Genomic DNA, 20,861 nt, shown 5'->3' on the forward strand with positions numbered 1-20,861 from the left:
GGTCGATATGCGCATCGAGGTCGCGCAGCGGCTCCTGAACGGAAGGTGGAGGCATGCGTCCGCGGCGCTACAGGCGTGCCAGCGGGGCGAGTGGGCGGAGTTCGTTCGCCGGAGTGCACCGGCGAGACCGACGCTCGCGGGGCGCCTGGACCACCCACGCTGCCTGGCGCTCGCCGAGCGGTCGCTCGCCGGGCCGGTCATGGCGAAGCTGACGCTCGTGCCCCTGTGGGCCTGTTCCACGGAGGACGCCTCTCCCCGCGTGGACTCGCCGTGGGAGTGCACGGTGCGGCGCTGGACGGCGGCGACGGTGGTCGAAAGCCGCAACTGCGCGCCGGACATCCCGCTCCGGCTGCGGGCCGGAGCGTTTGGCGTCCTCCAGGCGCGGTTCGAGGAGGTCCTCTCCGTCGACGTGCGTGACGCGGAACCGCTTCCCCAGCCGACACGGGAGGTCCCCATGTTCGCCAATGGGTTCCAGCCGCGCGTCCGGGTCCCGCCCGAGCTCGAGTCCCGGATCCAGGCGCTGGGCTTCACGGCGGAGGATGAAGGCGACTGACCCCCCGGTAGGGCGGACCGCGCCTCGCGCATGTTGGCCGCGAGGGCGGTATCCTGGCGGGGATGACAGGACCCTTCGCGAACCTCTCCCTGTTGGTCCACTGCTCCGACGCGGAGCTCGAAACGCTGGTGGAACAGGCCGACTTCGGCGCCTTCGTGGCCAGCCGGGACCTTCCACCCCTGCGGGAGCGGCTCCTCCGGCTCGAGCGCGAGCGGGGCCTCACGGAGCTCCACCGGCGCGTCTCCGACAAGGTCCTGGCCACGGGGGCGCGGCTCGTGGAGACCCCGCGCTACATCGGCATGCAGCGCTGCTTCGCGCTCAGTCCGGATGGACGCCACCTCGCCATCGCGAGCAACCGCCTGGAGGAGTCCCACGGCGGGGACGTGCGCATCTGGGAGCTGGCGACGGGGCGCGTGGTCGACGCGGTCGGGTTCGAGACGACGCTGGTCGGCTCGACGCGGGAGCCCTCCTGCCTCCAGTGGTCTCCCTCGGGAGAGTGGCTCGGCGTCGTCCTGGACCAGGTCGTCATCGGCGTGATGCGGGCCTTCGCCGGGACGCTGCCTTCCTTCACCGCCGACGTCACCCGGCGCTGGGGCTCGCCGCCGGCGTGGTCGGTGATCAACCCCGCGCACGTGGCGAACAAGGGGCACCTCCCCGCCTGGTGCTGGTCTCCGGATGAAACCCGCCTGTTCATCTCCACCCCCGGACCCGACGGCGCGCTGGGATGCGTCGTCCCGTTCAAGGAGGGGTCCCGGGTCGACGAGGACAGTGAAGGGCTTCGCTGGTGCCCGGCCCGGCTGGACGGACAGCCTTCGAAGTCGCGCCCGCATACCTGGGTGCGCTGGAGCCCGGATGGCTCCCGCATCCATGGCTATTGCAAGGACGAGTTCGTGCTCGAACCGGGCGCCGCCTCGACCCAGGAGCCGCATCCGTCCGCCTCCGTCATCGACCTGCGGAGCGGCGACCTCGAGTACCGTTTCGATGAGCTGAAGCTGCCCGTGGCGTTCTCACCGGACGGCGCCCACCTGGCCTACGGCAAGGAGCCGCCCCGGCTCGCCAACGGACACACGGGCCAGGCGGTGGCCGACCTGGGCAAGCACGCCAAGGTGCGGATCCACGCGATCGAGGAGTACGTCTGGTCCCGCGACGGCCAGCGCCTGGCCGTGCTCATCAACGGCTATGAGTTCCCCCAGGTCCTCATCTTCGAGGCCGGCAAGCTCCTGTGCCACGTGGACCTGAAGCGCCGTTCGTTCGGGCCGGCTTCCCGGAGCGGTGACCTGGGCCGCTGGGCCTGGTCTCCGGATGGCTCCATGGGCGCATGCCTGCTGCGCGAGGGAGGCGGAGCCATCGAGCTGTGGAAGGTGGGGTCCTCGGCCAAGCTGCTCCGGAGGATCGAGGGGGCCCGCGGCATCGACGGACTGGCCTGGGGCGCGGACGACACGCTCGTGGGGACGGGGCACCACGACATCGCCTTCTGGGACGTGAACACCGGACAGCCGCGCTTCCAGACCTCGCTGGAGCTGGAGCCCGGCCGCGTGCCGCCCCCGAGCGACTGGAACCCCTGGCCGGACGAAGACGCACGGTTCATCCCGACCGCGCGCGGCTGGGACTTCACGCGAGCGCAGGCGGACGGCACCGTGGAGTGTCCCCCGGGCTCGCGGGAGAAGCTGGAGCCCCGGCTGATGTTCTCGGTGGCGGGGCGCCATGCCTGGCCCTGGCGCTGGGCGGAGGGGACCCGGCATGCGCGCTGGGAGGACGCGGCCCCCTGGCCCGTCACGCCTCCGGCGGAGGCCCCGTTCGAGGAGCGCCACGTCCCCGTGCCCGAGGGCGAGACGCTGGCGGCAAGAGACGCCCGGCACGCGAAGTGGGGCTTCCTGAAGCAATACAATGCCCCCACGTGGCCGCTGGATCACTACCGGGCCGAGCCCGTGTTCACGCACGGCCCCGCCATCAACCGCGACAACCTCAAGCCGTACCTCGGCCAGGGCGTGATGCTGCGCCAGACGCAGTACGGGACGTGGTACGCGCTCGGAGCCCTGCTCGAAGTCACCGACGAGGGAATCCTCCTCCACCCCCGCGCTCCCATCGGCTCGTACCGCGAGCGGCTCCTGTCCTTCCGGGACATCCTCTGGATTGGACCGGCGGTGCCGCTCGAGACGCCGGAGGGCTAGTGCCAGGTGCCCACGCCGAAGCCCCAGCCGAAGTAGAGGCGGGACACGTCGGCGAAGCCGCTGATGCGCCATGACGTGCCGGGCGACATCAGGCCGAAGACGGACCAGCTGAACAGCCGCAGCTCCGCGCCCGCGGTGCCATGCAGGCGCGGGCCCACGGAGTCGAAGCGGCTGGGCTCCAGGTAGCTGCCCGCGCGGAGCTGGAGCCGGTTCTCGAGGGGCTCCCACTCCGCGCCGACGCGGGGGGAGATGACGAGCCGGCGTCCGGAGCGCTCGAGCTGCTGGGAGAGGAAGGACTCGAAGCCGATGGCGTTCGAAGAGGCGCCGCTGATGAGCACCGAGCCGGTCAGCAGCAGCTTCTCGCGCGGCAGGGCCTGGTAGCGCTCGGCGCGGTCCGGTCCCCACGGCATCTGGAGGGGGCGGCCGCCGAACTGCCAGGCGATGCCCGCCTCAACCTCCCAGGGGAGCTTGATGGTGGAGGGCAGGTAGAGGTCGGCGACCTTCACGTTGCCCTCCGCGTCGGCGGTGGCCGGACTGTCGGGCGTGAGCCGGCCCTGGACGGGGGCCCGGAACGTCAGGGCCGCGCGCAGCGGCAGGGCCATCGGGGTCCAGAGGGCTCCGGCCTCCAGGTTGCCACCGAGCATGGAGGCGAGGCCCTCCTCCGGAGCCGCGTCGGAGTCGATGGTGAGGGAGACCGCGCGCAGGCCGACTCCGACCGCCAGCTCGCCGTCGAGGAACGTGCGCGCGAGCTGGAGCTGGAAGCGGCTGGCGTTCAAGAGCAGGGTCTGGCCGTTCGCGTCCTGGCCCAGCGTATAGGTCTGGATGGACGTGAGGCCTCCGAAGCCCCAGAGGCCCCATTGGATGAGGCCTCCCAGCTGGGGGAAGACGAAGTCCTTGAAGGTGAAGCCCACCGAGCCGTTGTTGTCGAAGTCGGTGTTTCGCACCGAGCTGGGAAAGGTGAAGCCCAGCGACAGGTCATAGTCGACGTGCTCGCTCGAGTAGAGCGAGCGCACGGCGGGAGCGGCCGTGCTGACGGCGATGCCCTCGACGCCCTCCGCGATGGGGGCGTACGCGCCGGCAAGCCCCGACACCCGCACCGGCGCCAGCACGGGGCCCTGGAACACGTCGATGGCGTAGTTCGAGCTGGTCAGCGGCGGGTTGTCCGCGAGCGCGGTCCCGCTGGAGAGCAGCACGGCCAGCGCGAGGGAAGGGGAGCGGTGGAGGAGTCGGGACCCGGACGGCATGCGCGGCCTGCAATGTATCCCGGCCCGGGCCGAGGTGAGGCCGCCGGCGCTCAAGCCGGATGAAGCCTCCGCGCGAAGAAGGCCAATATCTCGTCGCGAGCCGCGAGGGTCGGCTCTCCGGCCGCGTCAATCAGGTGCGCCGTCACGACGCTGTGCGCACCGCCGACGACCCGCTCGAAGAACGGTGGAGGCCGGGGGTTCGCGGCCGAAGCGGGCAGCACCTTCGGGAGGAAGCGCGGCCCCAGCGCTTCGGCGTAGGCCGCGAAGCGCTGGGCCGTGCAGTAGCGGTCCCCCTCGAAGCGGTACGCGAGCACCGTCAGGTCCTCGCGCTCGATCCGCTGCTTCACGGTCGCGGCTTCACCCGGGGCGATCTGAAGCGCGCCCGGGGCTTCGAGCGGGAGCGAGGGCTGGCAGAGGACGGGCGCCAGCACCGCGGGCTCGAGCATCATGCTGAGCGCGAAGTTGCCGGTGAAACACATCCCGATGGCGCCGACGCCGGGGCCTCCGCATTCCTGGTGCGCGAGGCGCGCGAGCGCACGCAGCCACTGTGTCACGGGGCTGGATTCGTTCGCCGCGAACGCGCGGAACTCCGCGCTCACGCACGCGCGCTTCATCACCGCGAGCCCTGCCTCCGCTTGAGGGTAGGCCCCGTCCTTCCCGAACAGCGACGGCATGTAGACCGTGAAGCCCGCGTCTCGCACCCACCGGGCGAAGCGCGCGACGTGAGGGCTGATGCCCGGCATCTCGGCCATGACGATGACCGCGGGCCCGCGACCGGCGACGTAGACCGGACGCATGACTGCATCGAGGGTGATGGACCGTCGCTCGAAGTCGTCGAGCGGGTCGTCGGCGGTGGACTCAGGGGCGGAAGCTCGCATGCCGGGAGGATGCGGAAAGTCCGTTGCCCGGGGCCAGTGGCGACATTGACAAGCTTCGGTCTAGTCTTGCCATCGTGATCACCCATGTCGTCCTGGATGGAGTGGCCGAAGGCCCGCTGGGCGTCGGACTGGACGTGGTCGCCACGGCCACGCGACTCGTGGAGGCAGGCCTCTGCCCGGGGCCCGGGCGAGAGAAGCCGCTGCGTCAGCGCGTGGTGTCGCTCGACGGCCGTCCGGTCCGCTCAGGGACGGGACGCTCCATCTCCGTGGACGGAGCGCTCAGCCTCCGGAGCATCAAGGCGGGAGACGTGCTGCTGGTGCCCGGGCTCTCCGCGGCCAGCGAGCGCGCCATCGAGCACCTGCTCTCCCGCGCCGACACCGCGCGCGGCATCGAGTTGCTTGCGCGCGCGGCGGCGAAGGGGGCGAGGGTCGCGGCATCCTGCTCGGCGACCTTCGTCCTCGCCGCGGCGGGGCTCCTCGCGGGACGGAGCGCGACGACGACCTGGTGGCTCGTGCCAGCGTTCGCGCGTCGCTTCCCGGAGGTCACCGTCCGCGCGGACCGGATGGTCGTCGAGAGCGAAGGCGTCCTCACCGCGGGCTCGGCCTTCGCGCACGCGGACCTGATGCTGGCCATCATCGCTCGCGTCGCGAGCCCGTCGCTCGCGCACCTGGTGGCTCGCTACCTCGTGCTCGACGAGCGCGTCTCCCAGTCCAGGTACATGGTGATGGAGCATCTGCGCGTCGCGGATCCGGCGCTGCGCGCGGTCGAGCGCTTCGTCGCGGCGAACCTCGGCCGGCAGTTGTCGTTGGACGAGCTCGCCCGCGCCGCCGCCACCTCCACGCGGACGCTCGCGCGGCGGGTCCAGGCCGGCCTGGGCATGACGCCGCTCGAGTTCGTGCAGCGGGTCCGCGTGGCTCACGCCTCCCACCTCCTGGAGACGACCCGGGACTCGGTCGACGAGGTCTCCGCCCGGGTGGGCTACGCCGATGCGGCCGCGTTCCGCCGCGTATACAAGCGGTACGCCGGCGAGACGCCACGAGGACGGAGCTCCAGGGCCACCCGGAAGCGATGAGCGCGATGGCGCGCAGGCCCGTTCGCTGCACCCCGGAGCCCGTTGGCTGCTCCCGTTCGGAGGCGGCTCTGGTTCGGGCGTAGACTCCACGGGCCGTGGAATCCCGTCCTCCTCCTGCGTCCGCGCTGATCCCGCTGCTGCGCCGCCTGCCGGTGCTGATGCTTGTCTTCGCCGTGCCGGGCCTCGTCACCTCGCTCCACACCTGGTTCTATGCCCAGGCCAGGGAGCCGGGCTATCCGCTGAGCCGAGCGCTGCTGGTGCAGGTGCCGCAATGGCAGTACTGGGCGCTCGCCACGCCGTTCATCCTCGCGCTCGGAGGGCGCTTCCGCCTGGAGCGCGGCGTCTGGCCCCGGAGCCTCGCGGTCCTGCTGGCTGGCCTCGTCGCGGTCATGGTCCCCTACGTGACCATCATCTTCTTCGCCGCCCGGGCCGCGGGAGAGACGTGGCTCCTCCAGGGCTCCTGGGCGCGGATGCTGCCCCTGATGATGGCCAAGTACAGCGTCCTGTCCCTGCTCATCTACGGCGGCATCCTCGCCATCGGCTACGCCGTCGACTACCACCGGCGCTACCGTGAGGGAGAGCTGGTCCAGTCCCAGCTGGAGACGCGCCTGGCGCACGCACAGCTCGACGCCCTGCGCGCCCAGCTCCACCCGCACTTCCTCTTCAACACGCTCAACGCCATCTCCGTCCTCGTGCGCAAGCAGGACACCGCTGGCGCCATCCGCATGCTCGCCGGCGTCAGCGAGCTCTTGCGCATGGCCCTCCACACCACGGGCCGCCAGCACGTGCCCTTCCACGAGGACGTGGACTTCCTGGAGCGCTACCTCGACATCGAGCAGACCCGCTTCCAGGACCGGCTCCAGGTGGTCCGCGCCATCGACCCCGCCACGCTGGGCGCGCTCGTGCCCAGCCTCATCCTCCAGCCCCTGGTGGAGAACGCCATCAAGCATGGCCTCGCCACCCGCTCCGGCGCGGGACGCGTGGAGCTGCGCGCCTCGCGCGAGGGGGCGCGGCTGGTGCTGGAGGTGCTCGATGATGGCCCCGGGCTCGCGCCCGGCTGGGACCGCCAGGACGGCCGCATCGGCGTGGCCAACGTGCGCGCCCGCCTGCATCAGCTCTACGGCGACAGCCACGTCTTCACGCTGGAGAACCGCGCGGAGGGCGGTGTGCGCGCCCGGCTGGAGCTGCCCTTCCTGGCCGCCGCTCCGTCGGAGGCGCGCGGGGCATGAACGCGGCCGCCGCCATCCGCACGCTCGTCGTGGATGACGAGCCCCTGGCCCGCGAGGGTCTGCGCCTGCTCCTGGCCACGGACTCCGAGGTCCGCGTGGTGGGCGAGGCCGGCAACGGCCCGGAGGCCGTGCGCCTCATCCGCGAGCAGCGGCCGGACCTGGTCCTGCTGGACGTGCAGATGCCGGAGCTCAACGGCTTCGAGGTGCTCGCCCGGCTGAGCCCCGCGGAGGTACCCGCCGTCATCTTTGTCACCGCGTATGACCAGTACGCGCTGCGTGCCTTCGACATCCACGCGCTCGACTACCTCCTCAAGCCCTTCCGCGACGACCGCTTCCACGACGCCATCGGCCGGGCCAAGGCGCAGATCCGCCTGGCGCGGATGTCCGACCTGGGCCAGCGATTGATGTCCGTGTTGTCCACCTACGGCGAGCGCGACGGCACGCCCGCTCCGGCCCCCACGCCCGCGGCGCCCGACCCGTGGGTGCGCAGGCTGGCCATCCGCGACGCGGGCCGCGTGGTGTTCCTGGACGTGGACGAAATCGAATACATCGAGGCCGCCGACTACTACGTGCAGATCCACGCGGGCGGGAAGGCGTACCTCCACCGCGAGACGATGCAGAGCCTGGAGGCTCGCCTGGAGCCGGAGCGCTTCATGCGCATCCACCGCTCGGCCATCGTCAACTCACGCCGCATTCGTGAACTGCGCAGCGAAGGCCGAAGGGATCTCGTCGTGGTGCTCACCTCAGGCGCGGAGCTGCGCGTCGCCCGCAGCCACCGCGAGAAGTTCCAGCACCTGCGCTGAAGCCGCGAGCCCCCGTCGCCGAGCCCCAGGTGAGGCTCACTTCCGCTTCCGGCCGCGAGGCTTCGGCGGGGGCGGCTCCGCCAGCGTGGCCAGGGCATCCACGAAGAGCCGGACCTTGTTCGGAAGGTTCAGCCGGCTGGGGTAGACGACGTGGATGGGCCGCATCGCAGCGGGCTTGGGCCCGAAGAGGACCTTCAGCCGGCCGTCGCGGACGGCCTCCTGGCAGACGATGTCCGGCACGCGCGCGATGCCGACCCCGGCGATGGCCGCCTCGCACGCGAGCTCGCTGTCATTCACCATCAGGACCGGATCGATCCGGGCTTTCACCCCCTCTGCCTCCCACGTCTCGAACGCACTGAAGCCAATGCAGCGCGCGGAGCGGAGCTCCCTGGCGTCCGGTGTCCCGTGCTTCGACAGGAAGCGCGGGCTTGCCACGAAGCGGACCGCGCCCTCTCCCAGCTTTCGCGCCACGAGCGACGAGTCATTGAGCGGGCCGATGTGGATGGCGACGTCGAATCCCTCCTCGATGAGGTGGGGCCGGCGGTCCGCCAGCACCAGCTCCACCCGCGCCTGGGGGTAGCGGGCGAGGTACTTCGAAATCACCGGGGTGAGGTACCGGCGGCCGTAGAGCACCGGCGCGGAGACCCGCAGCAGGCCGGTGGGATCCGCTTGTCCCTGCTGCACCTCGCTGTTCGCTTCGTCGATGAGCGCGGCGATGGCGGCACAGCGCTCGGAGTACATCACCCCGGCTCCGGTGACCCGCAGGCGCCGCGTGGTCCGTTCCAGGAGCCGTACTCCCAAGCGCTCTTCCAGCTGGCGGATGCGCTCGCTGACCGTCTGCTTGGTGATGCCGAGCTTGAGTGCCGCCCGGGTGAAGCTCTCCTCTCGGACGACCGTCGCGAAGAGGACCATGTCGGCGGGAGGGATCATGACCGTCAAGCCTAGCCTGACAATGAGTTCGAAGGAGGCCACATTGTCCGGGCACCTTCGAAGCCGCATCTTGGAGCCTCACGCACCCCAGGAGTGCCACCCATGAAGCTCTACTTCGCCCCCAGGACCCGAGCGGTCCGTCCACGCTGGCTGTTGGAGGAACTTGGCGTGCCCTACGAGCTGATCAGGCTCGACCTCGCCCGGCAGGAGAACACCACCCCTGAGTACCTGGCGGTGCATCCGCTGGGAGAGCTCCCCGCCCTGGTGGATGGGGACGTCACGCTGCTGGAGTCCCTGGCCATCTGTCTCCATCTGGCCGACCGGTTCCCGGAGAAGCACCTGGCGCCGCCAGTAGGGTCCGCGGAGCGCGGTGCCTATTACGGCTGGATGGCCTTCGCGGAGCTGACCCTCGATCCCGTGGTGATGACGTTCTACCGGGACATGCAGACGCCAGCGGAGCGCGCGCCCTCGGACGAGTCGGTCGAGAGGCACAGGTCGCGGCTCACGGCCGTGCTCGACGTCATCCAGAAGGGGCTCGGCGGCCGGGAGTTCCTCGTGGGCGAGACGTTCACCGCCGCCGACGTGGTGATGGCGTCCATCCTCCACCTCGCCAACACGCTGATGCTGCTCGGCGGGCATCCGGAGCTGGTGGCGTACGTGCGGCGCCACAGCCTGCGTCCGGCGGTGCGCAGGGCCGTGGCTGGGTGAGGCGCGGGAGCGCTACGGAACCGAGCCTCTCCCAAGCTGCTCGAGAACCTGCTTCGCACGCGCCCTCGAAGAACCTTCGACCTCCAGCACCGCCACGCCGAGGGCGTAGGCATCACCGAGGAGGAGTTCCTTCAGCTTCTCGTCAACCGACAGGCGCAGCTCCTCGTCCTCCGAGGAGGAGAGCGAGATCCGATCCGGCTGCTCGATCCCGACCAGCACGATCAGGTCGAGCTTTCCGAGGGCGGTGCGTACGCGCGGGAGCCATGCGTCGAGGTCGAACGCGTCATGGTCCTCGTGGGCCAACAGGTATCCGATGAAGTCCACCGGACAGCGGTCGAACAACACGTCGCGCGGGGCCTCGTCGAGGTCGGCGATGGACCGGGCGAGCTGCTCTTCGAAATCGTCGACCGACGGGGGCGCAGCGAACTCGTACCCCTCTTCCTCCAGCTGGTGGTACGGCTCATCCACCGTCACGTAGGTCGGGAGATGGCCGGACAGCTCGTCGATGAGGGTGGACTTTCCCGCGCGATGCGTGCCGCTGACTGCGATGCGCATTACCAGGTCCTCGTCGCGGCGAGCGCCGTCAGCGGGGCAGGGCGCGCGGGCTTCTCCCCGCAGGAGACGCCCCCCGCGTCCGCGACGCCTCCGCCGCCATCCGCCCCACCGACAGTGCCGGTGCAGCCAACCGCGCCCAGGAGCAACACACTGTCAACAAGGGGCCGAAGAAGCGGGGGAGCGAGCATGGACGCGCCATCCTACGGGGCTCACGGGCCGAGGTCTCCGACGCCCGCTACCCGGGCAGGCGGGCCCCCCTGGTCGAGGAGTGGCGAAGGCGGCAGAAGAAGTCGACCCCTGCCAGGAACTGACACTGGCAAGCGCTACGCATCGGGTGTCCCCAACCCGGAGGAACCTCCGATGCGAACCTTGAACTACTTGTTGCTTCCCGTCCGCAGCCCTCGGGAGAGCGCCACGCTCTACACCCAGCTCCTGGGCCGCGAGCCCGTCGAGAACTCGGAGACGTTCGTCCTGTACGTCCTGCCCAACGGCATCAAGGTCGGGCTGTGGGCGGCGAGCGACATCGAGCCCAGGCCCGTCACTCCCGGCGGCATCGAGATCGCCTTCAGCGAGACCAGCCGGGAGGCGGTGCTTCAGACCTACGAGGCGTGGAGCGGGCTCGGGCTGAAGGTGCTGCAGCAGCCCACGGACATGCCGTTCGGGTTCACGTTCGTGGTCGAGGACCCCGACGGGCACCGGCTGCGACCGTCCGTGCTGGCCGAACGGCCGCGCTGAAGGCCAGGGAACGCCGCTTAACTACGAGCGGCGAACCCGGGTCCGCGACGCCCCGGGCTCACGGAGGGCGGCGGTTGATTTCTCAGCGCCCATCCGTCGAGATGGAGTCATGCCTCGCGCTCGCTGGCGTGCGGGGCCGTGCCCATGAGCGACGCTGCGACATACTGGTTCTCTCCCGCGCCGAGCGAAGTCTCCTCCTCGCGAATCTCGCTCGACTTCGACCTGCGCGCCGCCGACCTGTTCTTCCGCGAGCTCGTGGTCCCGGAGATCGGTCGCATCTGGTTCGCCCGGCAGCTCTCGTGGCCTCTGGCCGCGCTGGTGCTTCACGAGGAGCTGGCGAGACAGGGTTCGAATGTGCCGAAGCCGACAGCCATCTGCCACGGCATCGAAGCGCTCGCGTGCAAACTGGAGTACTTCGCCGACCCGGAGGACCTGTCACAGCGCATCCTCGGCCGGCGTGCGTTCGGTCGTGACACCGAGCAGGAGGTGAGGTCGTTCCACCGGCTGCGCCAGGCAACCCACTATGTGCGTAATACGCACCGCCAGGCCGCAACGCGCGCGATCCGGATGGACGGCGGCCTGGGCTTCGCACATGGCACGCGCTTCGACCTCCTCACGGTCGAGCCGGTAGGGCGCTCGCTGGTCGAAGCCTTCCTTGAGCAGCGCGTCGGGAAGGGGGGGACCAGCCTGCGCAACTGGTTGCTCGGGTGGCTCATGGGGGACCGGGAACGCTCGGATTGGCCCAGGACGCTGATCCAGGCGCTTTCACCGGAACATGCGACCGACGAAGAGCGGGCACTCATCCGCTCGCGGCTCCTCGGGACCTCGACGCAGGAGAGTGAGAAACGTCGGCGCCTCGCGCGCGCGGTAGGACGCGCGGCCGACGTGCCGGACATTGAAGACGGTGTCGTGGCTCGGCTTCGAGAGGCCGGTCATCGGGAGCAAGCCAATGAGGTCGTCGCCGCGCGCACATTCGGTGCGATGCTCGACCGTGCCCGTGACGCGGTCGCGGACCTCACCCGGGCGGTGGAGCCAGGACGCGGAGGTATTGCGCTCGCGACGGTCGCGTGCGACCCCACGCTCAAGCGGTCAATCGCGGCACTCCGAACGGTCGCGAGGAACTACGTGGAGAAAGCGAACACCGCCAATGTGAAGGAGGCTACGAGCCGGGCCTTCGCGGACGCCATCGTCGCAGCCGATGAGCCACAGGCCATCCGCATTCTTGTCGGGCGGGTAGGGGAGGTGCTCGGGCTCGCGGACGGCTCCGTCGTTCGTGGCGCGCTCTTCCGAGTCATCGACGCCACCGACGAATCCAGCAATCTTGAGGAGGGGGCGGAGAGCATTGAGCCCGACCGGACGGGCAGGACGTTCCGCATCGCGAACCTGCACTCCCTCCTGCGCGATGTTGCCCCGCGAGGCAACCGATGAGCGCGGAGACTCTGCTCGACATCTTCGTGCCGCCTGAGGACATGTTCGGCTACGGCGCGGCTCTCGTCGCCATGACCGGTGCCGAGGATTTCCTTGAGGAAGCCGTGCAGCGATTCACCGGGTTGCGGCCGCGACAGCGCGCGGAGCTGGGCAACGTGTTCGTCCACCTGATGCTCGATGGGCACGCGTCGTCGTCACGGCTGCAGGTCTTTCCACCAGGGCGCATTCCTGGCCTTCATGAGTTTCAACCGCGTGCGACCAACCCTGGCTCGCTCCTGCATGCGAAGGTCGCGCTGCTCGCGTTCGCCCGGAATCGGATGGGAGTGCCCGTCCACCTCCGCCTGGCGGTGATGACCGCGAACTTCACGTACACGTCAGCGCGGCAACAGCTCGAGCTGGTGTGGACCGTCGACGTGCCGCTCGAAGGCACCGCACCTGCCGAAGACCGCGCGGACGTGGCAGCGGCGGCGGCGTTCATTGAGACGCTTCTCGCACGCCGTTTCCACAGGGACGAGCAGCAGTTGCCGAGCCGGGCGCGCAAGCTGACCGCGCGGCTCGACACGCTCCTCGCCACCGCGGCCTCCCTGGCGCCCGTGAACTGCAAACCTCGATTCATTCATTCCCTTGACCGGGCTCTGTACGCGCAGATTCAAGAGGGCTTTCGCGGCGCGCTCGACTCGAAAAAGAACCTGCTCCTGTGCGGTTCGGGCTTCTACGAGGAGCCGTCAGGGACGGTGCGAAAGCCCACCGTGTTCGCCAGACTCGAGAACCTGGGGGTCTTCACCGACAGCGTGCAACGCATAGCGCTCGTCGAGCCAGGTGAGTCCGGAGCGGTAGCGACATGGGCGAGGGAGGGGAAGACGGAGGGCTGGCAGATTGTCCGGCCCATGGACGCGCTGGGCTTCAACCGCCGCCTCCACGCCAAGTTCGTGTTCGCGGCCTACCATCGTGATGGGATCGTGAGCAACGGATGCCTCTACCTTGGCTCCGGCAATCTGTCGCGTCGGGGCATCCTCACGCATGGCGAGATGCCCATGGGAAACGTGGAGACCGGCGTGGTCTTCGCCGTCGACGAGCGTTTCGACCGCGAGGCGCTCGAGCGTTCGCTCTTCTACCCCGATAAGGGCAGGCCCATCGACAAGCATGAATGGAGCGTGGGCCGGGTAGGGGACAAGCCTGAGGATCTGCCACTCTTGGAGGCGCCGCCCATTCTCTCCGCGATGATCGACCCGGCTCCGTCACGACAGCTCCGCCTGCTCTGGCGTGAGGATGCCTCGGACAGCGCAAGCATCACTTGGACGGGCCGCCACTGGTTCGACGTTCGGCGTGACGACGACGTCCTGTTGGAGTCCACGGAGAACCCAACCGCGCTCCATGTTCGCGCTGGTGGAGACCGGGAATGGGTCGTCCCCGTCGTGGATGCCGCAGGGCGTGTGGGTTGGCAGCCTCCACGCTTCGACACGTATGCGGATGCACTCGCGGCGCTCCTGGATTTTCCAATTCGTCCGGCCGAGGCTACCGACGACAGGGACGGAGCCGAGGGCGCCGAGGAGGACGGCGGCGGCGCCCAGGGGGCGCGCACCGGGAAGACGATGGAGCAGGCGAAGCGCTATGCCCTTCATGCCGCCGCCGAGCTCGTGGAGGAGGTGGCGGCGCTCCAGGCGGCACTCCCGAAGTCGATGCTCGATGACTGGCTCGACCACCTCGACCGGATGTTCCGCGCCTCGTTCCCGGAGGACCTCATCGCGACATGGCGAACGCACCGCATCAACGTGTTCGTGCACCTGCGCGAGCCAGAGTTGCGCTCTCCACACCTGACCGACAAGCAACGGGCCCGGTACTTCGAGGTGCTCGATGGCGCGGCGCACGCGTTGGGGCTGCGATGAGTTTTTCGTGGTCCCGGGCCGCCAGCGCGCTGCGGAAGCTCGTCGTGGAGGACGCGGCCAGGACGCCAGGAGAGCAGCACCTCGATGATGGGCAACGCGCGTCGCTGATGTGGATGGCCGAGCGCCTGCCGGAAAGCGGTGTCGTGCTGGCCGACGAAGTCGGAACGGGAAAGACACGCATCGCGTGCGCCGTCGTGCATGCCGTCCTCGATGCGGGCGGGCGCGCTGCCGTCGTCGTTCCGCACGGCCTCATGCACCAATGGAACGCGGAGTCGCGAAAGCTCCGCCCGAGCGGCCCGGTGCCGAAATCCCTCACGACCTTCACGGAGTTCCTGCGGGAGGTTTCGCCCAACCCATTCTCCTGGAAGGACTTCAGTCCGTGCCCCGACGCGTCCGAGTGGTGGCTCATCTCCCACGGGTTCCGGGCGCCGCAGGTGCGCAGCAATTCCCACCCCTGGCGTGTGGCTCTTCCTGCGCTCGTCGAGCTGCACCTTGCCTCACCTGCGGAGCGCATGGACGGCCGGACGCGGTTCGGCAAGCTTCAACGGGAGCTCGACGATGCAAGGTCGTCGTCGATCTGGACCGGGATGGCCCGCATCGCGCGCGAGGTTGCCCCGCTCGTTCGTGGGCGGCGCGATCTCCGGAAGCGGATCGAAAGCCTGCCGCCCCTCAACATGACGAGCTGGAAAAACGACGCGCTGCTCGCCGCGTTCGAGCTCGACGGTGATGGCCGGCCATTGACCGAGGAATTGCTGGGCTTCTGGCTCGGTGCATTCGACCTGCTCGTCATTGATGAGGCACACAAGAGCCGGGGCGAGGTGGACCTCAAGGTCGCGGTGCCAAGCGCGGTCCCCGGTACAGTGCTTGCCCGGCTGATTGACGCGCTCTTGAAGCAGCCCGAGACCGGACGGCGGCTGTGCCTTACGGCAACGCCAATGGAGCTTGATCTGTCGCAGTGGAACGACCTCCTGGGCCGCGCGCGGAGTGGTCTTGAGCGGGAACATGGGAACCAGGTCGTGCAGCGACTGCACGCCGCCGTGAGCCGCGCGGCCATCGCTCCCGACGAAGAGAGCCGCCTGGATGAACTGGTCGCGGCCGCGCGGGACTTCACCAGAACACTGGCCCCTTACGTCACGAGGCGCCGACGTGACGGGGACGCTCTCGTCACAAGTTTCCGCAAGAACGCAGCGCTCTCTGAGGGACGTTCACACCCGCATCGCCGGCTCTCACGTGTGCCGATCGGGTTGACGGAGACAGTTGGCCAGAACTCACCCTGGATCGATGTCCTCTTCGCCGCCGAGTGCATGAGCCATAGCGCTCGCAGGCTGACGCGCAAGGACACCGAGGCTTGGCCCCGGACGGTGCAAGACGCATATACGAAGCTGTCGGCGGGGCACTTCAGCATTGAACTGTCGGAGATGAACGAGCCGCTCCGCGTGCCTGAGCCCGGCGTCGTCGACGAACACACGCGCGGGAAGATCGCTCGCGTTGCGTACTGGTACCGGCGGCTCCGTGATGGCCGCAAGCGCGTGTTGGAGGGATTACCGCCCGTGATTGGCGTCGAGTTCGACCCCGACTCCGAGCATCCGCGCATCCTTGCGGCCGTGAAGGAGATCGAGAGCTGGACGAGCCAGCGAGAGAAGGTGCTTGTCTTCGGCGTCTTTCTCCGGCCCCTGCGGCTCCTGCGCGACGTGCTCAACGTGCGCCACGCGCTGCGCGCGGCCGACGCAGGAAAGCCGATTTCCCACGTCATCCATACGGACCCTGAGCTGCTCGGCATCGCGGTTCTTCAGCTTGAGCGGCTCCGCGCCACGACGTCGCTCTCGGGGCGCCTGGCCACGGGCACCAGCGCGGAGTTACGCCGCGTTCTCGCGGAGAGTCACAAGGCCTACAAGCGCCTTCGCAAGCAGGTGCGCGAACGCGCGAAGAAGCCGGTCATCGCATGGTGCACCGATTCCACTCTCCTTGGCGGCGCCCCGGTCGATCGCGAGATGCAGGGCGCGCTCGAAGATCACTTGGTTTCATTCGTCCTCGACGACTTCCTGGCAACGACTTCGGAGTCAGGCGAAGTGACACAGGAGCGCTTCGATGCGCTGGCCACGGAGTTCGTAGACGAGCAGTTGCGTCCCCTGCTCGGCGAACCTGGCAATGAGGACTTGGACGACGAGCAAACGGTGCGCTGGCGGCAAGCGCTCCGCGACTTCCTGGTGAACGACGATGGCCGCCAGAGCCTCCATGCGCGTCTGCTCGACGGCTCAACGCGGTGGCAGACGCGCCGGTTCCTCCAAGCCACGTTCAATCGGTCGGGGACCTCTCCGTGGGTCCTCATCGCGCAAAGCCAGGTCGGGCGCGAGGGACTCAACTTGCACAAGTCGTGTCGCGTCGTGGTGCAGTTCCACGCCGAGTGGAGTCCGGCCGTGCTCGAGCAGCAGATCGGGCGTGTCGACCGCAAGGGAAGCCTCTGGGAAATGCGGGCCAGGAAGTGGCTCGACGACGGAGCGCGGGGGGAGTTGCCCTTCGTCGAGGTCCGTCAGCTCATCTTCGAGGGGACCTACGACGCGTTTCAGTGGGATCGGGTCATGCGGCGACAGCACGTCTTCGACGCCAGCCTCTTCGGCACGCTCCTGCCCGCGGAGGCCTGGGCGAGAGTGCCGGAGGAGCGATTGAAGGAACTCCTCGCGGCGGCGCCCTCGTTCCAGCCGCCAGGGGTGAAGTAGGGGCATGCTGTTCATCGACGCCCCCGGGGCCAGAGTTCGTCTGGGCTCCTCCTCAAGGCGCTTCCTTGGGGAAGAAGCTGTATTGGCGCACGGATTCCTCGACGCTCAGGTCAGCAACAGTTGACGGCGCCGCGACCGGGTTGACCGGGTTGGACGGGCGAGTGGAAGGCGCAGCCGGCCACGCTGAGTCAAAGCAGCTCCGCGAGGCGGGCCCGGTCCACGTCGATCTGGAGCTGGCGGGCGGCGATGGCCGCCGCACGACCCAGGACGCCGGTATAGGTGGGGAACGAGAGGGGAATTCGCGCCAGTTCCTCCACTCGCATCCCCGCCGCGATGGCGATCGCCGCGGTCTGGACCAGGTCGACCGCCCGCTCACCCACCACGTGACAGCCGAGGAGCTTCCGCGTGGCGCGGTCGACGATGAGCTTGCAGAACCCGGTCGTTCGACCATCGATGAGGGTCCGCGTCGTCGAGTCGAAGCGCACCACCGCCACGACGACGTCGTGCGTCTGGCGTGCCTTCGCTTCGGTCAGGCCCGCTTGCGCGTACTCGGGGTCGGTGAAGCTGCCCATCGGACTCACCTCGTCCGTGACGGAGATCATCGGGGAGCGTGCCGCGTTGGAGCCCGCGACGAACCCGTCCTGCAACGCCTGGGGGACCAGCATCAGGCGCCCTGTCACGTCTCCGGCGGCGAAGATGTGCGGCGCGGAGGTGCGCAGCTGGGCATCGACGCGGACGAAACCACGCGAGTCGGTCTCGACGCCCGCGACCGCGAGGTTGAGCGCGGCGGTGTCGGCCATCCAGCCCACGGCGACGACGACGAGCGCGGCCTCGGCGCTGTCTCGCACGCCGTCCTTGGAGAAGACCATCCGCGCGCCCCCTGGCGTCGCTTCGAAGCGTTCAATCGTGCCGAAGGCCTCGCGCACCTCCATGCCGGCCTGACGGAAGGACTCCGCGACCGCGGCGGACACGTCCGCGTCCTCGGTCGCCAGGATGCGTGCTCCCGCCTCGAAGAGCCGCACCCGTGTGCCGAACGCGGCGAAGACCGACGCCACCTGGACTCCCGTGGCGCCACCGCCCACGACAACCATCGTCGGCGGAACGGAGGTCAGGCTCCACGCATCGCTGTGGGTCTTCGTGAGCTCGAATCCCGGGATGGGGAGGCGCCGGTTCACGCCGCCGGAGCAGAGGATGACCTTCTCCGCCCGGAACCGAAGCCCGCGCTGGGTCTCGAGGGTGTGCGGGTCCGTGAAGCGCGCGGCGCCGGCGTGCTCGTGCACGGAGACCCCCGCCTCGGCGATCTGCTCGCGCAGGGCCGCGTGAGTGCCAACGTCGCCGGTCACTTCGCGCACGCGCTCGAGCAGCCGCTCGTAGTCCAGCACGGGCTCCGTCACCGCGATGCCATAGCGCCCCAGCTGCCGGGCATCACGGAGCAACCGCGCCGCCTGCGCCAGCGTCCTCACCGGGACCGGTCCGTCGTGGGCCGCCATGCCGCCGAACGCGTCGCGGGTGACCAGGGCGGTCCGGGCGCCCAGGTTTCCAGCGCGGAGCGCCGCGAGCAGTCCCGCCGGTCCGGCACCGATGACCACCACGTCCAGGGACGCTGAACCGTTCATGTCCGGAGCTCCGCAAGCCACCGCAGCGCGCGCAGCCCGGGCATGAAGCAGTACTCGCCTCCGCGCGTGACCACGAACCGCGCAAGGCCCTGCAAACGCCTGGGGATGGGCCGCTTCGGGAAGGAGAAGGTGCCCGCTCCATCGTGCGCGCCGGCGATGGGGTCCTTCGCGTCGCCCAGCCCCAGGAACTCACCGGCGTTGACCCACTCCTCTTGCACGAACTCGAACTGCCGTCCGAGGTGCGCGCCGATGAAGGCGAACATCAACCCCCGGTCGACGCCATCGTCCTCGAGGACTCCGTCGGGCAGCTCCGGGCCGTAGGCGGTTCCGCGCCGGATCATCCGATGGAGCCTGACCACGCCAGCGACAGACGCGTCGCGGGGGTTCGCTCGCCGGACGTGCGACGCGGGAGGCGTCTTGTATCCGGTCGGGTCATCTGAATAGCGGAAGTCATTGTTGCGCGAGGCATCAGCGCCCAGGCCGGGAACGTCGTGGTGGGGGCACAGCGCCAGCGGCGCGCCGCTCCGCCACCTGCCCATCATCTTCGCTGCCAGGACCTCCTCGTCCTCCGGACTGCTCGCGGCGTTCTTCAGGTACTGCCTGAACGCGGCCACCCGCTGATGGAGCTTGCGGAAGGCGACGTACGTTCCATTGCGCCCCAGGACGTCAGGCCGGGGCATCGGGGAGACACCGCCCGTCTCATCCGGGTAGCCGAGGACGAACTCGCCCGGCCTGAGCGGCACCTCATGGGGATTGCTCCCGGGAATGCCGCTCCCCTCGACGGCCGGATGGCTGATGCCGTCCCTGAACCCGAACGGCTCCCTGCCCGTGCTCAGGGCGTGGCAGTCCTGACGCCAGATGGCCTTGATGCCGCCCAGCTCCCGCAGGGCCGTGTGCGCGCGGTCCAGCGCGGCTTCGAGCCGGACCTGATCCGGCGAGAGCGCCGTCAACACGACGTGGACCTCGCTCGTTCCCAGCGGAGACTCCCAGTGTTCGGGGCTGCTCTCACCGTCGTCGCCCAGCGCCTTCGCCCGGGCGGCCATGCCCTGCCGGAACTCCCACGCGAAGCTGTCCAGGGAGTCCCGTGGTACGCCCAGCGCCTCGAGCCCGTGATACGTGAGCGCGACGCCGAGCCCGCAGTCGGCAGGCAGGCTGCTCGGCTGGGCGGCCGTGGTCACCACCGAGCCGAGCCGCCGCATCAGCTCCCGTCCCGCGCTCCGCTCGTCGATGCGCAAGAGGATGTAGGCCGCGACGTACGGAGACGGCCGGGGCCGCAGCACTCCGCTCTGGATGTCGTCCAGTTCGAGCATCTCAATGGGCCGTGGCGAGGTTCTTCCAGAAGCGCACGAGGCTCTCGTCCGCCCCGAACAGGGTGCTGAAGATGGTGGAGTCCGCCACCAGCACGTCGCCCGCCCTGCCGTCGCCCGGCGGAATCCACACCAGCGCATTGAACTCGGTGTTTCCCGCGTTCGTGAACGGATGGGGCCGGGTCCGGTCGATGGGCTGCTTCGCCAGGACACGCGCCGAACGGGAGTCCTCCGGGGTGACCGCGTAGTGCGGCAGGTGCATGTGGAAGTTGAAGTTCTGGACCCCGGTGAGCCAGCCGCGCGTATCCAGGTCCGCCATCACCGTCAAAGGGGCGCTCCGGTTCGTTCCTTCAACGACGGCGGGGCGCAGACCCCAGCGATTCTCCACGGGGATTCCCAGCCCCTTCATCAACGAGCGCGCATAGCCGCCAAAGCGTTGCTGACGCGGCACCAGCGCGTCGCCATGGTGGGCGTATTCCACGGCGCGCTCGTCCAGGTCCTGCGAGTGCCCGACGTCGTGGTGGGGGCCCAACACCAGACAGGTGCCTTCACGCTCGAGGAATGCGCGGACCGCTTCGATCTCCTCCGGGGCGGCCACCTGTTCGGTGACGTCGTGGTCCAGCCCGAAGACGAGCAGCGTGTCCGCATCCGCGAGGACCCGCTCGTCGAGCGGCAGGGGGAAGCCCGCCTGGTCCACCCGCTGGAACATGGGGACCGCGTGCCCGGTGACCTCCTCCATGACCTCCTGGAACTTCACCCACGCCCAGAAGAAGAGCTCCAGGGAGCCCGCGATTCCCTGCTGGAACCTCAGCGGGTCCGCCCACCGCGGGGCCTCGTAGGCGGGCCAGAGCACCCGGCGGACCTCGATCATCGTCGAGAACCGGTTGTCCATCTCGGCGGGGTTGCGATTGGCTTCTCCGGGGTAGCTCCAGGACGTGTAGACGCTGACCCGCCGATGGCCCTTCGAGTATTTCCTCGGAGCGTGGTTCTGGTTGTACGTGCGCCCGGCTGGCTCGCTCATGACAGGC

General features: G+C 69.4%; 17 protein-coding genes. 10 read left to right on the plus strand and 7 right to left on the minus strand.

Annotated elements, in window-relative coordinates; all coding sequences use genetic code 11:
• Nucleotides 1–7: 7 nt before the first annotated feature.
• Nucleotides 8–553: a hypothetical protein gene (locus tag NR792_RS36230; RefSeq protein WP_375757280.1), complete on the plus strand. Its 546-nt coding sequence runs from the start codon at nt 8–10 to the stop codon at nt 551–553.
• Nucleotides 554–615: 62 nt separating this feature from the next.
• Complete coding sequence (locus tag NR792_RS36235) at nt 616–2,724, plus strand: WD40 repeat domain-containing protein (RefSeq protein WP_375757281.1); 2,109 nt, start codon at nt 616–618, stop codon at nt 2,722–2,724.
• Here the strand turns inward: NR792_RS36235 and NR792_RS36240 are convergent.
• Both NR792_RS36240 and NR792_RS36245 read right to left on the minus strand, forming a co-directional pair.
• The gene (locus NR792_RS36240) at nt 2,721–3,968 is read right to left on the minus strand and encodes a hypothetical protein (RefSeq protein WP_375757282.1); all 1,248 of its coding nucleotides are present in this window, start codon (nt 3,966–3,968) and stop codon (nt 2,721–2,723) included. The genes NR792_RS36235 and NR792_RS36240 overlap by 4 nt on opposite strands.
• Before the next feature lie 50 nt (nt 3,969–4,018).
• Nucleotides 4,019–4,846 (minus strand): dienelactone hydrolase family protein, encoded by an 828-nt coding sequence (locus NR792_RS36245; protein WP_375757283.1) that lies wholly within the window; start codon nt 4,844–4,846, stop codon nt 4,019–4,021.
• 74 nt (nt 4,847–4,920) lie between these two features.
• Between NR792_RS36245 and NR792_RS36250 the strand changes: the two genes are divergently transcribed.
• The 3 genes from NR792_RS36250 (at nt 4,921) to NR792_RS36260 (ending at nt 7,951) form a co-directional block, all read left to right on the plus strand.
• Complete coding sequence (locus tag NR792_RS36250) at nt 4,921–5,919, plus strand: GlxA family transcriptional regulator (protein WP_375757284.1); 999 nt, start codon at nt 4,921–4,923, stop codon at nt 5,917–5,919.
• A gap of 95 nt (nt 5,920–6,014) precedes the next feature.
• Complete coding sequence (locus tag NR792_RS36255) at nt 6,015–7,148, plus strand: sensor histidine kinase (RefSeq protein ID WP_375757285.1); 1,134 nt, start codon at nt 6,015–6,017, stop codon at nt 7,146–7,148.
• On the plus strand, nt 7,145–7,951 hold the full coding sequence (locus NR792_RS36260; protein ID WP_375757286.1) for a LytR/AlgR family response regulator transcription factor: 807 nt from the start codon (nt 7,145–7,147) through the stop codon (nt 7,949–7,951). Before NR792_RS36255 ends, NR792_RS36260 begins: the two co-directional genes overlap by 4 nt.
• 36 nt (nt 7,952–7,987) lie before the next feature.
• On the opposite strand, the gene NR792_RS36265 is transcribed toward NR792_RS36260, so the two are convergent.
• On the minus strand, nt 7,988–8,881 hold the full coding sequence (locus NR792_RS36265) for a LysR family transcriptional regulator (protein WP_375757287.1): 894 nt from the start codon (nt 8,879–8,881) through the stop codon (nt 7,988–7,990).
• Between the two features lie 102 nt (nt 8,882–8,983).
• Here NR792_RS36265 and NR792_RS36270 point away from each other — a divergent pair, with 102 nt between their 5' ends.
• Nucleotides 8,984–9,589 carry a glutathione S-transferase family protein gene (locus NR792_RS36270; protein ID WP_375757288.1) on the plus strand — a complete coding sequence of 202 codons (606 nt, stop codon included), beginning with the start codon at nt 8,984–8,986 and terminating at the stop codon, nt 9,587–9,589.
• A gap of 12 nt (nt 9,590–9,601) precedes the next feature.
• Here the strand turns inward: NR792_RS36270 and NR792_RS36275 are convergent, their stop codons facing one another.
• The gene (locus tag NR792_RS36275; RefSeq protein ID WP_375757289.1) at nt 9,602–10,144 is read right to left on the minus strand and encodes an AAA family ATPase; all 543 of its coding nucleotides are present in this window, start codon (nt 10,142–10,144) and stop codon (nt 9,602–9,604) included.
• Between the two features lie 360 nt (nt 10,145–10,504).
• Between NR792_RS36275 and NR792_RS36280 the strand changes: the two genes are divergently transcribed.
• From NR792_RS36280 to NR792_RS36295, 4 genes are all read left to right on the plus strand, one after another.
• Nucleotides 10,505–10,879, plus strand: a complete 375-nt coding sequence (locus tag NR792_RS36280) for a VOC family protein (protein WP_375757290.1) — start codon at nt 10,505–10,507, stop codon at nt 10,877–10,879.
• A gap of 144 nt (nt 10,880–11,023) precedes the next feature.
• Nucleotides 11,024–12,307, plus strand: a complete 1,284-nt coding sequence (locus NR792_RS36285; RefSeq protein ID WP_375757291.1) for a hypothetical protein — start codon at nt 11,024–11,026, stop codon at nt 12,305–12,307.
• Nucleotides 12,304–14,193, plus strand: coding sequence for a hypothetical protein (locus NR792_RS36290; protein ID WP_375757292.1), 1,890 nt, complete (start codon nt 12,304–12,306; stop codon nt 14,191–14,193). The genes NR792_RS36285 and NR792_RS36290 overlap by 4 nt, the downstream gene beginning before the upstream one ends.
• On the plus strand, nt 14,190–16,910 hold the full coding sequence (locus tag NR792_RS36295) for a helicase-related protein (RefSeq protein WP_375757293.1): 2,721 nt from the start codon (nt 14,190–14,192) through the stop codon (nt 16,908–16,910). Before NR792_RS36290 ends, NR792_RS36295 begins: the two co-directional genes overlap by 4 nt.
• 188 nt (nt 16,911–17,098) lie before the next feature.
• Here NR792_RS36295 and NR792_RS36300 read toward each other — a convergent pair whose 3' ends face one another.
• Genes NR792_RS36300 through NR792_RS36310 form a run of 3 tightly spaced genes read right to left on the minus strand, consistent with a single transcriptional unit; the run spans nt 17,099 to nt 20,854 of the window.
• Nucleotides 17,099–18,526: a dihydrolipoyl dehydrogenase family protein gene (locus NR792_RS36300; RefSeq protein ID WP_375757294.1), complete on the minus strand. Its 1,428-nt coding sequence runs from the start codon at nt 18,524–18,526 to the stop codon at nt 17,099–17,101.
• On the minus strand, nt 18,523–19,836 hold the full coding sequence (locus NR792_RS36305; protein ID WP_375757295.1) for a Dyp-type peroxidase: 1,314 nt from the start codon (nt 19,834–19,836) through the stop codon (nt 18,523–18,525). The genes NR792_RS36300 and NR792_RS36305 overlap by 4 nt, the downstream gene beginning before the upstream one ends.
• 1 nt (nt 19,837) lies before the next feature.
• Nucleotides 19,838–20,854 carry a hypothetical protein gene (locus NR792_RS36310; protein WP_375757296.1) on the minus strand — a complete coding sequence of 339 codons (1,017 nt, stop codon included), beginning with the start codon at nt 20,852–20,854 and terminating at the stop codon, nt 19,838–19,840.
• Between the last annotated feature and the right edge of the window lie 7 nt (nt 20,855–20,861).

This window comes from Corallococcus exercitus (genome assembly GCF_042231735.1).
Classification (GTDB): Bacteria; Myxococcota; Myxococcia; order Myxococcales; family Myxococcaceae; genus Corallococcus; species Corallococcus exercitus_B.

What these genes read in the sequence shown, in the direction of transcription:
- NR792_RS36235 (WP_375757281.1), top strand. Translation starts at nt 616, where the DNA reads ATGACAGGACCCTTCGCGAACCTCTCCCTGTTGGTCCACTGCTCCGAC.
- NR792_RS36290 (WP_375757292.1), top strand. Translation starts at nt 12,304, where the DNA reads ATGAGCGCGGAGACTCTGCTCGACATCTTCGTGCCGCCTGAGGACATG.
- NR792_RS36310 (WP_375757296.1), bottom strand. Translation starts at nt 20,854, where the DNA reads ATGAGCGAGCCAGCCGGGCGCACGTACAACCAGAACCACGCTCCGAGG.
- NR792_RS36270 (WP_375757288.1), top strand. Translation starts at nt 8,984, where the DNA reads ATGAAGCTCTACTTCGCCCCCAGGACCCGAGCGGTCCGTCCACGCTGG.
- NR792_RS36230 (WP_375757280.1), top strand. Translation starts at nt 8, where the DNA reads ATGCGCATCGAGGTCGCGCAGCGGCTCCTGAACGGAAGGTGGAGGCAT.
- NR792_RS36295 (WP_375757293.1), top strand. Translation starts at nt 14,190, where the DNA reads ATGAGTTTTTCGTGGTCCCGGGCCGCCAGCGCGCTGCGGAAGCTCGTC.
- NR792_RS36285 (WP_375757291.1), top strand. Translation starts at nt 11,024, where the DNA reads ATGAGCGACGCTGCGACATACTGGTTCTCTCCCGCGCCGAGCGAAGTC.
- NR792_RS36245 (WP_375757283.1), bottom strand. Translation starts at nt 4,846, where the DNA reads ATGCGAGCTTCCGCCCCTGAGTCCACCGCCGACGACCCGCTCGACGAC.
- NR792_RS36300 (WP_375757294.1), bottom strand. Translation starts at nt 18,526, where the DNA reads ATGAACGGTTCAGCGTCCCTGGACGTGGTGGTCATCGGTGCCGGACCG.
- NR792_RS36305 (WP_375757295.1), bottom strand. Translation starts at nt 19,836, where the DNA reads ATGCTCGAACTGGACGACATCCAGAGCGGAGTGCTGCGGCCCCGGCCG.
- NR792_RS36260 (WP_375757286.1), top strand. Translation starts at nt 7,145, where the DNA reads ATGAACGCGGCCGCCGCCATCCGCACGCTCGTCGTGGATGACGAGCCC.
- NR792_RS36275 (WP_375757289.1), bottom strand. Translation starts at nt 10,144, where the DNA reads ATGCGCATCGCAGTCAGCGGCACGCATCGCGCGGGAAAGTCCACCCTC.
- NR792_RS36240 (WP_375757282.1), bottom strand. Translation starts at nt 3,968, where the DNA reads ATGCCGTCCGGGTCCCGACTCCTCCACCGCTCCCCTTCCCTCGCGCTG.
- NR792_RS36265 (WP_375757287.1), bottom strand. Translation starts at nt 8,881, where the DNA reads ATGATCCCTCCCGCCGACATGGTCCTCTTCGCGACGGTCGTCCGAGAG.
- NR792_RS36280 (WP_375757290.1), top strand. Translation starts at nt 10,505, where the DNA reads ATGCGAACCTTGAACTACTTGTTGCTTCCCGTCCGCAGCCCTCGGGAG.